The 14,297-nt window shown below is 68.4% G+C and carries 15 protein-coding genes; 14 read left to right on the forward strand and 1 reads right to left on the reverse strand.

Annotated features, from left to right (window positions below; translation table 11 throughout):
• Nucleotides 1–2: 2 nt before the first annotated feature.
• The 13 genes from mraY to ACIA49_RS15285 all read left to right on the forward strand — a co-directional run bounded on the left by mraY (nt 3) and on the right by ACIA49_RS15285 (nt 13,185).
• The gene (gene mraY / locus ACIA49_RS15225; protein ID WP_396377758.1) at nt 3–1,079 is read left to right on the forward strand and encodes a phospho-N-acetylmuramoyl-pentapeptide-transferase; all 1,077 of its coding nucleotides are present in this window, start codon (nt 3–5) and stop codon (nt 1,077–1,079) included.
• Nucleotides 1,076–2,512 (forward strand): UDP-N-acetylmuramoyl-L-alanine--D-glutamate ligase, encoded by a 1,437-nt coding sequence (gene murD / locus ACIA49_RS15230; protein ID WP_396377759.1) that lies wholly within the window; start codon nt 1,076–1,078, stop codon nt 2,510–2,512. Before mraY ends, murD begins: the two co-directional genes overlap by 4 nt.
• Before the next feature lie 15 nt (nt 2,513–2,527).
• On the forward strand, nt 2,528–3,772 hold the full coding sequence (gene ftsW, locus ACIA49_RS15235; RefSeq protein WP_396377760.1) for a putative lipid II flippase FtsW: 1,245 nt from the start codon (nt 2,528–2,530) through the stop codon (nt 3,770–3,772).
• Nucleotides 3,773–3,800: 28 nt separating this feature from the next.
• Nucleotides 3,801–4,889, forward strand: coding sequence for an undecaprenyldiphospho-muramoylpentapeptide beta-N-acetylglucosaminyltransferase (gene murG, locus ACIA49_RS15240; RefSeq protein ID WP_396377761.1), 1,089 nt, complete (start codon nt 3,801–3,803; stop codon nt 4,887–4,889).
• Complete coding sequence (murC, locus tag ACIA49_RS15245) at nt 4,886–6,346, forward strand: UDP-N-acetylmuramate--L-alanine ligase (protein ID WP_396377762.1); 1,461 nt, start codon at nt 4,886–4,888, stop codon at nt 6,344–6,346. Before murG ends, murC begins: the two co-directional genes overlap by 4 nt.
• Before the next feature lie 33 nt (nt 6,347–6,379).
• Entirely contained in the window at nt 6,380–7,138 is a 759-nt protein-coding gene (locus ACIA49_RS15250) for a cell division protein FtsQ/DivIB (protein ID WP_396377763.1), read from the forward strand.
• Between the two features lie 151 nt (nt 7,139–7,289).
• A complete protein-coding gene (gene ftsZ / locus ACIA49_RS15255; RefSeq protein ID WP_396377764.1) occupies nt 7,290–8,792 on the forward strand; it encodes a cell division protein FtsZ in 1,503 nt (500 codons plus the stop codon).
• 45 nt (nt 8,793–8,837) lie between these two features.
• A complete protein-coding gene (locus tag ACIA49_RS15260) occupies nt 8,838–9,809 on the forward strand; it encodes a S41 family peptidase (RefSeq protein ID WP_396377765.1) in 972 nt (323 codons plus the stop codon).
• Between the two features lie 28 nt (nt 9,810–9,837).
• The gene (locus ACIA49_RS15265) at nt 9,838–10,575 is read left to right on the forward strand and encodes a polyphenol oxidase family protein (RefSeq protein WP_396377766.1); all 738 of its coding nucleotides are present in this window, start codon (nt 9,838–9,840) and stop codon (nt 10,573–10,575) included.
• The gene (locus tag ACIA49_RS15270; RefSeq protein WP_396377767.1) at nt 10,572–11,282 is read left to right on the forward strand and encodes a YggS family pyridoxal phosphate-dependent enzyme; all 711 of its coding nucleotides are present in this window, start codon (nt 10,572–10,574) and stop codon (nt 11,280–11,282) included. The genes ACIA49_RS15265 and ACIA49_RS15270 overlap by 4 nt, the downstream gene beginning before the upstream one ends.
• A gap of 70 nt (nt 11,283–11,352) precedes the next feature.
• Nucleotides 11,353–11,895: a cell division protein SepF gene (locus ACIA49_RS15275; RefSeq protein WP_396377768.1), complete on the forward strand. Its 543-nt coding sequence runs from the start codon at nt 11,353–11,355 to the stop codon at nt 11,893–11,895.
• Nucleotides 11,896–11,940: 45 nt separating this feature from the next.
• Nucleotides 11,941–12,246: a YggT family protein gene (locus tag ACIA49_RS15280; RefSeq protein WP_396377769.1), complete on the forward strand. Its 306-nt coding sequence runs from the start codon at nt 11,941–11,943 to the stop codon at nt 12,244–12,246.
• Nucleotides 12,247–12,414: 168 nt separating this feature from the next.
• Entirely contained in the window at nt 12,415–13,185 is a 771-nt protein-coding gene (locus tag ACIA49_RS15285) for a DivIVA domain-containing protein (protein WP_391542050.1), read from the forward strand.
• A 105-nt stretch (nt 13,186–13,290) separates the two neighbouring features.
• Here ACIA49_RS15285 and ACIA49_RS15290 read toward each other — a convergent pair whose 3' ends face one another.
• A complete protein-coding gene (locus ACIA49_RS15290; protein ID WP_396377770.1) occupies nt 13,291–13,752 on the reverse strand; it encodes a pyridoxamine 5'-phosphate oxidase family protein in 462 nt (153 codons plus the stop codon).
• A gap of 46 nt (nt 13,753–13,798) precedes the next feature.
• Here ACIA49_RS15290 and ACIA49_RS15295 point away from each other — a divergent pair, with 46 nt between their 5' ends.
• Nucleotides 13,799–14,275, forward strand: coding sequence for a MarR family winged helix-turn-helix transcriptional regulator (locus ACIA49_RS15295; protein ID WP_396377771.1), 477 nt, complete (start codon nt 13,799–13,801; stop codon nt 14,273–14,275).
• The last annotated feature ends 22 nt before the right edge of the window (nt 14,276–14,297 follow it).

Genomic DNA, 14,297 nt, shown 5'->3' on the forward strand with positions numbered 1-14,297 from the left:
CAGTGATCTCGATCCTCTTCGCGGGCGCCGTCTCGATGGTGCTCACGCTGGTCGGTACCCGCTGGGCGATCGCCGTACTGGCCCGGCGAGGTTTCGGCCAGGAGATCCGGACCGACGGCCCGACCAGCCACGCCACCAAGCGCGGTACGCCGACCATGGGCGGCCTGGTGTTCATCTCCGCGACCGTGGTCGGGTACTTCGCGGCGAAGCTGTTCACGATGACCGAGCCGACCGCCTCGGCGCTGCTGGTGCTGTTCCTGCTCGTGGGGTGTGGCGCGGTCGGGTTGCTGGACGACGCGATCAAGATCTTCCGGCAGCGCAGCCTGGGTTTGCGGAGCAAGGCCAAGCTGGCCGGTCAGACGATCGTCGCGGTGACGTTCGCCGTACTGGCGCTGCAGTTCCCGGACGACCGCGGGCAGCGGCCGGCCTCGCCGTTCATCTCGTTCATCCGCGACATCAGCTGGTTGCATCTGCTGCCGGTGCTGGCCGTGGTCTGGATCCTGCTGCTGGTCAACGGGATGTCGAACGCCGTCAACCTGGCCGACGGCCTGGACGGGCTGTCGGCCGGCGCCTCGATGATGGTCTTCGGCGCCTACACGCTGATCTGCATCTGGCAGTTCAACCAGAGCTGCGCGACGTCGCCGGGTTCGAAGTGCTACGAGGTCCGCGATCCGCATGACCTGGCCGTCGTCGCGGCTGCGTTGACCGGCGCGTTGTTCGGGTTCCTGTGGTGGAACGCGTCGCCGGCGAAGATCTTCATGGGTGACACCGGCTCGCTGTCGCTGGGCGGTGCGGTGGCCGGTCTGGCGGTGATGACCCGCACCGAGCTGCTCGTCCTGCTGCTCGGCGGCCTGTTCGTGATGATCACCGCCTCGGTGATCATCCAGGTCACCGTCTTCAAGGTCACCAGGGCGGCGACCGGGGTCGGGAAGCGGGTCTTCCTGATCACCCCGATCCACCATCACTTCGAGATGCTCGGCTGGGAACAGGTCAACGTGGTGATCCGGTTCTGGATCATCCAGGGCCTGTGCACCGTCACCGGGCTCGGACTCTTCTACGCGGAATGGGTAACCGGATGACCCTGACATCACGCACCGACGACGGCTGGGCGACCACGCGGTTCGTCGTCCTGGGCTTCGGTACGGCGGGCTACGCGTGCGCCGACTCGTTGTTGCAGGCCGGTGCCGAGCACGTGATCGTCGTCGACGACCGCGACAACGAGGACCTGCGGGACAAGGGGCAGATCCTCGAGGTGCTCGGCGCGACCATCACGCTCGGTCCGGGCAGTACGGCGACGCTCCCGCCGGAGGTCGACGTCGTGGTGACGTCTCCCGGCGTACCGCCGACCGCGCCGTTGCTGGCGCAGGCGGCCGGGCGGGAGGTCCCGATCTGGAGTGAGATCGAGCTGGCCTGGCGCCTGCGCGATCCCGCCGGCGCCGCGCCCTGGCTGTGTGTCACCGGCACCAACGGCAAGACCACGACCGTGCAGATGCTGACCGCGATCCTGACCGCGGCCGGGCACCGGGCCGTTGCCGCAGGCAACGTCGGGCTGCCGCTGCTGGAAGCCGTCATGGACCCCGAACCGTACGACGTGATCGCGGTCGAGCTGTCCAGCTATCAGCTGCACTTCACGCACTCGATGTCCGCGCACGCGGCCGCCGTACTGAACCTGGCGCCGGACCACATCGACTGGCACGGCTCGATGGACGCCTACGCGGTGGACAAGGGCCGGATCTTCACGAACTGCCAGGTCGCCTGTGTGTACAACGTCGCCGACAAGGTCACCGAGCACCTGGTCGAAGAGGCCGACGTGATCGAGGGCTGCCGCGCGATCGGGTTCACCCTCGGTACGCCGGGACTGTCGATGGTCGGCCTGGTGGAGGACCTGCTGGTCGACCGGGCGTTCGTCGAGCAGCGGCAGACCTCCGCGCTGGAGCTGGCCAAGATCGACGACGTCAACCCGCCCGCACCGCACAACGTGGCGAACGCGCTGGCCGCGGCCGCGCTGGCCCGGGCGTTCGGCGTACCGGCGGCCGCCGTACGGGACGGTCTGCGCGGGTTCCGGCCGGACAAGCACCGAATCGCACACGTCGCAGACGTTGCCGGAGTCAACTATGTCGACGACTCCAAGGCGACCAACCCGCACGCGGCGCAGGCGTCGCTGCTCGCCTACGAGCACGTGGTGTGGATCGCCGGCGGCCAGGCCAAGGGTGCGAAGTTCGACGAGCTGGTGATCGCGGCCAAGGACCGGCTCCGGGCCGTAGTCCTGCTGGGCCAAGATAAAGCGGTCATCGCAGAAGCACTTGAGCGACACGCTCCCGATGTGCCGAGGATCGTCGTCGAGTCAACGGACACTGGAGCCATGGAGATCGTGGTGGGGGAGGCGGCGAAGGTCGCACAGGTGGGCGACACCGTGCTGCTCGCGCCGGGCTGCGCATCCTGGGACATGTTCGCCAACTACGGAGCCCGTGGGGACGCCTTCGCCGAAGCCGTACGCGCCCTCGCGGACTGATCCGGAGGTGATCGCGTGACGTCGATCGCGGATCCGCCGGACGACACGAAGACCCGCGCACCTGAACGCCCCTGGATCACTGCGATCCGTGAGGTGCTGGACCGGCCGCTGACGTCGTACCACATCCTGCTCGGGGCGACCGGCCTGTTGCTGGTGCTCGGGCTGCTGATGGTGCTGTCGGCGTCCAGCGTGCTGTCGCTGCGGGCCAACGGGAACAGCTACACGATCTTCGTCCGCCAGCTGATCTGGGTCGGGGTCGGCCTGCCGATGGCGTACGTCGCCTCCCGGATGACCCCGCGGCACTTCCGGATGCTGGCGTATCTCGCGTTGCTCGGCGCCGTCTTCCTGCTGGTGCTGACGTATGTGCCGGGACTGGGCAAGGGCGTCAAGGGCAACAACAACTGGCTGACCCTGGGCGGTCCGCTGCAGATCCAGCCGAGTGAGTTCGCCAAGCTCGCACTGGTGATGTGGTGCGCGGATCTCTATGCCCGCAAGCAGAAACTGCTCACCCAGTGGAAGCACCTGCTGGTGCCGATGATCCCGGTCTGCGGTCTGGTGATCGCGCTGGTGGTCGGCCAGCACGACCTCGGGACGTCGCTGGTCCTGATGGCGATCATGATCGGGATGATCTGGGTGGTCGGCGCGCCGACCCGCCTGTTCGTCGCGACGATCACGGCGGTCGGCCTGTTCGCGACGTACTTCGTCACCACCGCCAGCCACCGGCTGGACCGGGTCACCTCGTTCATGAACCCGATGGCCGACCCGACCGCGATCGGCTGGCAGGCCTACCACTCGTTCTACGCGCTCTCGACCGGCGGCTGGTGGGGCGTCGGGATCGGCAACAGCCGGCAGAAGTGGGGCAACCTGCCGGAGGCGCACACCGACTTCATCTTCTCGGTGATCGGTGAGGAGCTCGGCCTGTTCGGGTCACTCACCGTGCTCGCCCTGTTCCTCACCCTGGCCTATGCCGGGTGCCGGATCGCGACCCGGAACACCGACCCCTTCGTCCGCTATGCGGCCGCCGGGATCACGGTCTGGATCATGGCCCAGACGCTGGTCAACCTGGGCGCCGTGATCGGACTGCTACCGATCGTGGGAATTCCGCTCCCGCTTTTGTCGTACGGTGGTTCCGCACTGCTGCCGACGCTGATCGCGATCGGCATGCTGCTGTCCTTCGCGAAGGTCGAACCCGGTGCGCAGGCCGCTCTCAAGGAGACGAGACGGTCCCGGTTCCGGTGGCTGCCGTCGCGTTCGTCCTGACCAGAAACGTGCAGGAGATTTGAACGCTGTGCCCAGCATCGTCCTGGCCGGTGGCGGTACCGCCGGCCACACCTCCCCGCTGATCGCCACCGCCGACGCACTGCGCCGGATCGACCCGACCATCGAGATCCTCGCCCTCGGCACCGAGCGCGGGATCGAGACCCGGGTGGTCCCCGAGGCCGGGTACCGGCTCGAGCTGATCCCGCCGGTCCCGCTGCCCCGCAAGCCCACCCCCGCGCTGCTCGCCGTCCCGGGGAAGATGCTGGCCTCGGTGTCGGCCGCCCGGAAGGCTCTGGACGAGGCCAAGGCGGACGTCCTGGTCGGCTTCGGCGGTTACGTGTCCACCCCTGCGTACGTCGCCGCCTGGCGGCGCAAGACGCCGATCGTCGTCCACGAGGGCAACGCCGTACCGGGCATCGCGAACAAGTTCGCGGCCAAGTACTGCACGCAGCACGTCATCACGTCGTTCCCGGGCTCGGAGCTGCCCCACGCCCAGTACGTCGGCCTCCCGATCCGGCGCGCGATCTCGACTCTCGACCGGGCTGCTGTTCGCGCGGAGGCACAGGCTTTCTTCGGGCTGGACCCGCAACTGCCGACGTTGCTCGTGACCGGTGGTTCGCAGGGCGCTCAGCAGCTGAACAACGCGTTCGCCGGTGCCGCCGCGGACCTGCAGGCGGCCGGCGTCCAGGTTCTGCACGTGATCGGCCCGAAGAACTCGCTCGAGGTCGCCCAGACCGGACCGGCGCCGTACCGGGTGCTTTCGTACGTCGACCGGATGGACCTCGCCTACGCCGCGGCCGACCTGGTCGTGTGCCGCTCGGGAGCGAACACGGTCACCGAGGTGTCCGGTGTCGGGCTGCCCGCGATCTACGTTCCGTTGCCGCACGGTAACGGTGAGCAGCGACAGAACGCCAAGCCTGTCGTGGATGCGGGCGGTGGCCTGCTCGTCGACAACTCCGAGGTGACCCCGGAGTGGGTGCGCGCGACGGTGCCGCAACTTCTGCACGACTCCGCGCGTCTGACAGCCATGTCCACAGCAGCGACGGGCGTTATCCGGACGGACGCCGATGACCGATTGGCGCGGATCATCCTCGATGTGGTGAGGTCTGCTTCGTGATCGTCACCGCTCCTGACACCCTGCTCCCAGCCGAGAAGCTAGGGCGGGTGCACTTCGTAGGAATCGGCGGCGCCGGGATGTCCGGGATCGCCCGGATCATGGCGTCGCGGGGGATCGAGGTGTCCGGTTCGGACGCCAAGGACGGCAAGGTGCTGTCCGCGCTGCGCGCGCTCGGCGCCACCTGCTGGGTCGGTCATGCCGCGGAGAACGTGGCGAACGTCGACACTGTCGTCGTCTCCACGGCGATCCGTGAGACCAACCCTGAGGTTGTTGCCGCGCGCGCTGCCGGGATCCCGATCCTGCCGCGGGCGGCCGCGCTGGCCTCGGTGATGGTCGGTCGCCGGACGATCGCGGTCGCCGGCACGCATGGCAAGACGACCACCACGTCGATGCTGACCGTGGCGTTGCAGCACTGCGCCGTGGATCCGTCGTACGCGATCGGCGGCAACCTGAACGAGTCGGGCTCCAACGCCCACGACGGTTCGGGTGACCTGTTCGTCGCCGAGGCGGACGAGTCGGACAAGTCGTTCCTGACCTACTCGCCGGAGGTGTCGATCGTCACGTCGGTCGAGCCGGACCACCTGGACAACTACGGTGACGAGGCGTCGTACCGGAAGGCCTTCGAGGACTTCACCGCCCGCGTGCTGCCCGGCGGGTTCATGGTGATCTGCCATGACGACGAGGGCGCGCGGAAGCTGACGGCGTACGCGCGGGAGCGGGGGGTCGACGTCCGGACGTACGGCGAGTCCGACGACGTCGACCTGCAGGTGACCGAGCTCACCGCGACCGGCGCCACACAGACGTTCGTACCGATCTACCGCGGGCGGCGGCTGCCGATGGTGCAGCTGCAGCAGGCGGGCAAGCACAACGTGCTGAACGCGTCGGCGGCGCTCACGGTCGGGCTCGGGCTCGGTTTCTCCGCGGCCGACCTGGCCGAGGGGCTGGCGGCGTTCACCGGGACCGGACGGCGGTTCGAGTTCAAGGGTCTCGAGGACGGTGTGCGGGTCTTCGACTCGTACGCGCACCACCCGACCGAGCTGACCGCCGACCTGATCGCGGCCCGGCAGGTGGCAGGGGAGGGGCGCGTGATCGCGTGCTTCCAGCCGCATCTGTTCAGCCGGACGCGGATCTTCGCGGCCGAGTTCTCCGAGGCGCTCGCACTGGCCGACGAGGTCGTGGTGATGGACGTGTTCGCGGCCCGCGAGGACCCCGAGCCCGGCATCACCGGCGCCCTGCTGGCCAACCACGTGCCGCTGAAGCCGGAGCAGGTGCGGTTCGAGCCGTCGTGGTCCGCCGTACCGCAGCTGGTCGCGGATCTCGCCGTACCGGGCGACCTGGTGGTCACCCTCGGCGCGGGCGACGTGACCTTGATCGGCCCGGAAGTCGTTGGTTTGCTGGCCGAACGGGCCGCCCTCCGCGAGTCTGCGCCGGTCTCCGCCGACCCTGTGCTGAAGTAATTGCGTGGGGTTTGCTGAACGTGGGGTTGCTGCATGAGCCAGAGCGCTGATCTGGCTCGGGCTCAACAGCGGTTCGCGCGCCGGCAACGGCTGGTGCGCTGGCGCAGCTGGTTGCCGTGGGCGATCGGCGGTGCGGTGGTTCTGCTCGGCGCCCTGGTCGTCTGGCTGTTCTACTTCTCCTCCGCGTTCGCTGTCCACGGAGTCCGGGTGAGCGGCGCCGATACGGTGCCGGTGGCAACGATCGAGCAGACCGCGGCGGCACCGCTGGGCACACCGCTGGCGAAGGTCGATCTGGGCGCGATCGCGACCCGGGTGCGGACCATCCCGGCGGTGGCCGACGCGCAGGTGACCCGGGCGTGGCCGAACAAGGTGGTGATCGTGGTCACCGAGCGGTTGCCGGTGGTCGTGGTGACCGACGGCACGCGATGGGAACTCGTCGACGCGACCGGTACGTCGTTCAAGACTTTGACGACCCGGCCGGCGGGATTGCCTGAGGCCAAGGTGACCGGACCGCGGCGGGATCAAACGATTCGTTCAGTGGTGACGGTCTCGGCCGCGCTGCCGGAGGTTCTGCGGGGTCAGGTGGGGTCCATCTCGGCCGCGTCACCGGACTCGATCACACTGAACCTCGGCGGTGGCGTGAAGGTCGTCTGGGGGAGCTCCGATGACAGCGCGCGCAAGGCCGAAGTACTTACCGTGCTGATGAAACGCAAAGCCGTCGTGTACGACGTGTCCGCCCCCGATCTCCCTGTCACCAAAGGGGAAAAGAGTGTTGGTGGGTCTGGGCGGTGAGCCGTCTCACCACGGCGAGGCGCGTGGACTTTGTTGTCAAGGGTCCCGTACGGTGCGACGTAATCTAAAGTTGACATAAGTCTAAGTATTCAGTTGAGGTTCAGTCTTTTCGCTGGACAACGGGAACAGAACGAGGCGAGAGGCGCGGACTGTGGCGGCACCGCAGAACTACCTGGCACTCATCAAGGTCGTCGGTATCGGCGGAGGCGGCGTAAACGCCGTCAACCGGATGATCGAGCACGGTCTGAAGGGCGTTGAGTTCATCGCCATCAACACCGACGCGCAGGCGTTGTTGATGAGCGACGCGGACGTCAAGCTCGACATCGGCCGCGAGGAGACCCGCGGCCTCGGCGCCGGGGCGAACCCGGCGATCGGGCAGAAGGCCGCGGAGGATCACGCCGAGGAGATCGAGGAGGCGCTCAAGGGCGCCGACATGGTCTTCGTCACCGCCGGTGAGGGCGGTGGCACCGGAACCGGCGGCGCGCCCGTCGTGTCGCGGATCGCGCGCTCGCTCGGCGCGCTGACCATCGGTGTGGTGACCCGGCCGTTCTCCTTCGAGGGCAAGCGCCGGGCGACCCAGGCGGAGGACGGCATCGCCGCGCTCCGCGAAGAGGTCGACACGCTGATCGTGATCCCGAACGACCGGCTGCTCACCATCTCCGACCGGGCGGTGTCCGTGCTGGACGCCTTCAAGCAGGCCGACCAGGTGCTGCTGCAGGGTGTCTCCGGCATCACCGACCTGATCACCACCCCGGGGCTGATCAACGTCGACTTCGCCGACGTCAAGGCGGTCATGTCGAACGCCGGCTCCGCGCTGATGGGCATCGGCTCGTCGCGCGGTGAGGACCGCGCGGTCGCGGCGGCCGAGGCGGCCATCTCGTCTCCGTTGCTGGAGGCAAGCATCGAGGGTGCGCACGGCGTGCTGCTCTCGATCGCCGGCGGCTCCGACCTGGGCCTGTTCGAGATCAACGAGGCCGCGCAGCTGGTCTCGGAATCGGCGCACACCGACGCGAACATCATCTTCGGTGCGGTCATCGACGACGCGCTCGGTGACGAGGTGCGGGTCACGGTGATCGCGGCCGGGTTCGACGGCGGCATGCCGAAGCGCCGCGAGCAGGCGACCAGCCAGGCTCGCCCGCAGACCAGCCGCCCGGCCACCACCCCGCCGCCTGCCCAGCAGCAGCCTGCCCAGCAGTCGGCCCCGGCTCAGCAGCCGCCTGCCCAACAGCAGCCGCCGCAGCAGTCGTCGTACTCGGAGCAGATGTCTACTCCGGCTCAGCCGCCGACCCCGCCTGCTCAGCAGCAGCCGCCTGCCCAGCAGTCGGCGCCGGCTCAGCAGTCAGCTCCGGCGAGCCAGCCTGCCGCGTCGCCGTTCCCGACGTCGCCGACCGACGACACCGTCCCGGTCCCGACGCAGAACGACGGCCGCCCTGGCCAAGGCACTACGCACTCGGCTCGTCCGCAGACCGGTGACCCGGTCCGCACCGTGCAGCCGACGCAGCCCGCACCGGCCACCCAGGGCGGCACCTGGCCGACCAACGGACCCAGCACGTCCACGCCGCCTCCGGCGCAGACGCGTCCGGCCGCTCCCGCCCGTCCGGCCCCCAAGCCGGAGCCGGAAGACGACCTGGACATCCCGGACTTCCTTAAGTAGAAACCCGGACGACCGTCGGCGCATGGCGGTGATTCACTATCCGCCATGCGCAAAGACGAAATCACCGCAGTCATCGATCGAACCGCCGCTCTGGTGCGGACCCACTACGTGTTCCCCGAGGTGGGTGCGGCGGTCGCGGATCGACTGCTGGCAAGCCAGTACGACGACCTGAGCGATCCGCTCGTGCTGGCGGAACGGGTGACCGCGGACCTTCAGGTCGGCAACGACGACAAGCACCTGCGACTGCTCCACCATGTCGACGAGCTCGTCCCCGTGGAGACCGATCCCGTTGCCGAAGAGGCGTTCTGGCGGGCGCGGGCCGAGCTGAACACGGCCGGGATGGCCCGGGTGGAGCGGCTGGCCGGGAACGTCGGCGTACTGGAGATCCGGCCGATGCTGTTCGAGCCGCGGCACGCTGGTGGTGCCTTTGCCGGTGCGATGGCGATGCTGCACACGACCGACGCGTTGCTGATCGACCTGCGCGGTTGCCGGGGTGGCTCGCCGGACATGGTCGCGCTGGTGTGCAGCTACCTGTTCTCCGATGAGCCCGTGCACCTGAACGACCTGGTCACACCGGCGGCCGGGACGGTCCGTCAGTTCTGGACCACGCCGCAGCTGGTCGGCCCGCAGTTCGGTGCGAGCAAGCCCATCTGGGTGCTGACCTCGTCGATCACCTTCTCGGCGGGCGAGGAGCTCACGTACGACCTGCAGCAGCTCGGCCGCGCGGTCGTGGTGGGCGAACGAACGCGAGGCGGCGCACATCCGCGCGAAGGCTTCACCGTGCACCCGCATCTCGAGGTCAGCGTTCCGGTGGCCAAGGCGGTCAACCCGGTCTCCGGCACGAACTGGGAAGGGACCGGAGTCACGCCGGACGTCGAACTGGCGGCCGAGGACGCGTTCGACGCGGCCTATCGCAGTGCTCTCGAGCATGTGCTCGGCCTGTCGGACAAGCCGGGCCGCCGGGAAGTGACCGAGGAGGCCAAGACCGTGCTCGACAGGCTCAGCGTCACTGCCTGAGTGCCAGTACCGCAGGTAGCCTTTGATGGTGTTCAGTTACGACGCGGTTCATGGTGCTGCCCGCTTCGCCGTCACCGACCGCTTCGGCGGGATCAGCGAACCGCCGTACGGCGAGCTGAACCTCGGCGGAGCGGGGGAGCTGGGGGAGGACCCCACCCGGATCGGGGAGAACTTCCGCCGGGTGGGTGCGGCCTTCGGCGTTGCGCCGGAGCACGTGATCCGGGTGAGCCAGGTGCATGGGCGGGACGTTCATGTCATCCGGCCCGGCGATCCGATTCCGCTCGACCCGGTGCCGCGGGTGGACGGGTTGGTCACCACGCGCACGGACATCGTGCTCGCCGTACGGGCTGCTGACTGTCTGCCAGTTCTGCTTGCTGACAGTGAGAACGGCGTCATCGGCGCCGCGCACTCGGGACGACCTGGCATGTACGTCGGTGTCGCGCCCGCGACTGTGGAGGCGATGCGCGCGCTCGGCGCCGACCGGATCACCGCGGTCCTCGGGCCGAATGCTTGCGGCAAGTGCTACGAGGTGCCGGACGCGATGCGGGCCGAGGTCAGCGAACGCGTGCCGGCGTCGTACTCGGAGACGAGCTGGGGAACTCCGGCGCTCGATGTGGCTGCCGGGGTCAAAGCCCAGTTGGAGGAGCTCGGGGTCGACGTGATCGAGGACGCGCGCGGCTGCACGATGGAGTCCGCGGACCTGTACTCGTACCGCCGCGAAGGCAAGCAGAGCGGCCGGCTCGCCGGTCTGGTGAAGCTCGTATGAGCCGAGAGCAAGAGCTCCGCGACAATCTGCAACGAGTGCAGGAGCGGATCGAGAAGGCCTGTGTGGCGGCCGGGAGAGCTCGGGAGGAGGTCACCCTCGTCGCGATCACCAAAACCTTCCCAGTCAGCGACGTAGCGGCGCTGGCGGCCCTCGGGGTCGTGGACGTCGGAGAGAACCGTGAGCAGGAGCTGAAAGTGAAGGCTCCCGAGTGTCCGGAGCTCACCTGGCACTTCGTCGGTCAGCTGCAGTCGAAGAAAGCTCGCTCGGTCGTGCGACACGCTTCGGTTGTCCACTCGGTCGACCGAGTGTCTCTTGTCACCGCTCTGTCGAAGGCTGCCGTGGCCGAGGAGAAGACGCTCCGATGCCTGCTGCAGGTGAGCCTCGCGTCGTACGGGCCTGAGGACGCGGCGACCGGTGCGGACCGCGGCGGGGTGGCACCGGCCGACGTACTGGAGTTGGCTGCCGAGGTCGCGGCCGCGGACGGCCTCGAGCTCGGTGGGGTGATGGCCGTCGCGCCACTCGGATCGGAGCCGGATAAGGCGTTCGCCGGTCTGCAGGAAGTGGCGGCCCGGCTACGCTCCGAACATGCAGATGCCGCCTGGATCTCGGCCGGGATGACCGGGGATCTGGAGGCGGCGATCCGGCACGGAGCAACACACGTCCGGCTCGGGCGCGCCTTACTCGGTACGCGTCCTTCACTCGGTTAGTGTCGACATCGAGCAGGTTTCCTTCCTGCTCACTGTTGTCGTCGAACCGGGATCGAGAGGCTGGAGGGCCATGAGCGGCGCACTGCGCAAGATGGGTGTGTACCTCGGCTTGGTCGAGGACGGGGAGCGCTACAACGCTCGCTACGACGACGAGTACGACGACTACGACGAGTACGACGACGAAGCCGTCGACGGGGACTCCCCAGAGGCCGAGCCGGTGGTCGCCGGCCGGGAGAGCCGCGAGTCCCGCGACGTAGTGCGCGAGGAGCCGGGCGGCACGGTCAGCAAGTTCCCAGAACGACGTGGTGTCGCACCGTCCCCGGAGGTTACCGAGTTGGCCCGCATCACCACCGTGCACCCGCGCAGCTACAACGAAGCGCGCGTGATCGGTGAGCACTTCCGTGACGGCACGCCCGTCATCATGAACCTGACCGAGATGGACCACGCGGACGCCAAGCGGCTGGTGGACTTCGCCGCCGGGCTGATCTTCTGCTGCCGGGGCTCCATCGAGCGGATCACCACCAAGGTGTTCCTGGTCTGCCCGCCGAACGTGACGGTCGCCGCGGAGGAGAAGGAGAAGATCGCCGCGGACGGGTTCTACAACCAGAGCTGACCGCGGCTGTGCTGACTTCCGCCGTCTTCTACACTCATTGACGACATGGTTGCTCTAGTGCTCGTCCTCCAAATCATCGGGTACGCCCTGCTCGCCTTCTTCCTCGTGCTGGTGGCGCGCTTCGTACTCCAGCTGATCGTCATGTTCGCCCCGCAGTGGCACCCGAAGGGCCCGCTGCTGATCCTGCTCGAGGCGATCTACTCGATCACGGACCCGTTCGTACGGCCGCTGCGCCGGATCCTGCCCCCGATCGGGGCCGGCGGGATCCGGATCGACCTGTCCATGCTGATGCTGTTCGTGATCGTCTCCGTGGCGATGTCGATCAACAACACGGCCCTGAATTCGCTGTGAATGAGGGGCTTGGGACCGGGTAGGTAGAGTCTCGGAGAACCGAAGTCGTCGACCGTTGTCGCCCGCCCGGATTCCGTCACAACACAACGAAGCGATAACGTGATCTACTGAGTCGCCGAGGTGAAGGCCACGGGGACTCCGCCAAGACACAGACAAACGAGGTGAAAGATGCCGCTGACGCCGGATGACGTCCGCTCGAAGCAGTTCACGCCCGTCCGACTACGGGAGGGCTACGACGTCACAGAGGTCGACTCCTTCCTCGACGAGGTGGAGGCCGAGCTCGAGCGCCTTCTCGCCGAGAACGAGGAGCTGCGGGCCAAGCTCGCGGCCGCCCAGCGCGCTGGCGCCGGTCAGGAGCGGCCGGTCGACCAGACCGCCGCGCTGCCGCCGGTCGTGCAGCAGCCGAAGCCGCCGGTGGTGGTCGAGAAGCCCATCATCGAGGAGAAGCCGCCGGTCGTGGTGCCCGCGGTCGTGGCCGCGGGGGCTGCTGCGGCAGCCGGCACCGTCGGCGACGCCTCCAGCTCCGCGGTGCGGCTGCTGGAGATGGCCACCAAGCACTCCGACGACCTGGTGCAGGAGGCGAAGGACACCGCCGACAAGATCATCGGCGAGGCCCGCGCCAAGGCCGAGCGCCTGGAGAACGAGGCACGGGGCAAGGCCGACCGGATGACCGGTGAGGCCCGCGCCCGCGCCGAGAAGCTGGACGGCGAGATCGCCGAGCGCCGCGCACAGATGCTGGGCACCCTGGAGAAGCAGAAGGGCCAGCTGGAGCGCACGATCGACGACCTGCACGCCTACGAGCGCGAGTACCGCAGCCGGCTGAAGACGTACTTCACCGAGCAGCTCAAGGCGCTGGGCAACGGCGACGACACGCTGAGCCCGCGGAACGGATTCCGTCCCGAGGCCCGTGCGCAGGCGCACGGCGGTCACGGAGTCTGAGTTTGTAACGTCTGAACCTGTGAAGGGGCGGTGCTTTCCGGCAGCACCGCCTCTTCGGCGTGTCCGGGTACTTTTGACTCACTGTCCGTAACCAGTGACGGAGAGTCAGGGCCACGCGGGCGGTCGCCTCCGACCGGTCAGAGTCTCGACATCGAAGAGCCTCAGCCGGTACGGCGTCAGCCGCAGTAGCGAGGGTGATTCCCCAGCCGGTCCTTCGGGGAACACACTCCAGAAGTCGTAACCGAGCGGCGCCGGAGCAGCGGCGTACAGCTCCCAGACCCGTTGCCGGGTCGCCGTATCGTCGATCCACTCCGCCTGGCAGTCCGCGATGGCCACGTCGTGGCCGGGCTCCCAGTAGCTACAGCTCAAGTAGTTGCTGTACGCAAGGTGCCGCACCTTCACCGGCGTCGCCCGGGTGACGATCCAGCCGGTCAGCTCTCCTTCCGCGTCGATCTCCCAGATCGGGTGCAGGATCCGGCTCCGCGGCCGGTGGTCCGGTCCCACGGTCGCCACGCCGCACCAGACGATCTTGTGCGCTCTCTCGATGAACTCCTTTTGCACAACCATGGTTGTAGATTACCTGATGCACAACCAAGGTTGTATATTGCGTCGCATGGAGCTCGATCCGGCCGCTGCCGATTTGTCCCTCGCCTCGCTCTTCACCGGCTGGGCCCTCGCCGACGAGCTGCAACGGCGGCTGGCGGCCGACGGTTTCGCGGACTCCCGCTTCGCCGACGGCGTCGTGTTCCAGCATCTGGTCGCCGGCCCCGTGACAATCACCACGCTCGCGGAGTCACTCGGCGTCACCCAGCAGGCCGCCTCGAAGACGGTCGCCGATCTCCAGGCCCGCCGCTACGTCACCCGCCGTACCGACCCCGCCGACGCCCGCGCCAAACAAGTCGCCCTCGCCGACCGCGGTCAGGCGGTCATCGCCGCCGCCCGCAAGCATCGCGCAGCACTGGACGCCGAACTGCGAAAAGCCCTGGGCAACGACCGGGTCGAGTCCTCCCGCCAACTCCTCGTCGACGCCCTCACCCACCTCAACGCCACCCCAGCCCTCCGCACCCGCACCGTCCGCCCACCGAGGTGACGGGAGGGAGAGGCTGTGAGCC

It is taken from the genome of Kribbella sp. NPDC051587, from assembly GCF_044453945.1.
Taxonomy (GTDB): domain Bacteria; phylum Actinomycetota; class Actinomycetes; order Propionibacteriales; family Kribbellaceae; genus Kribbella.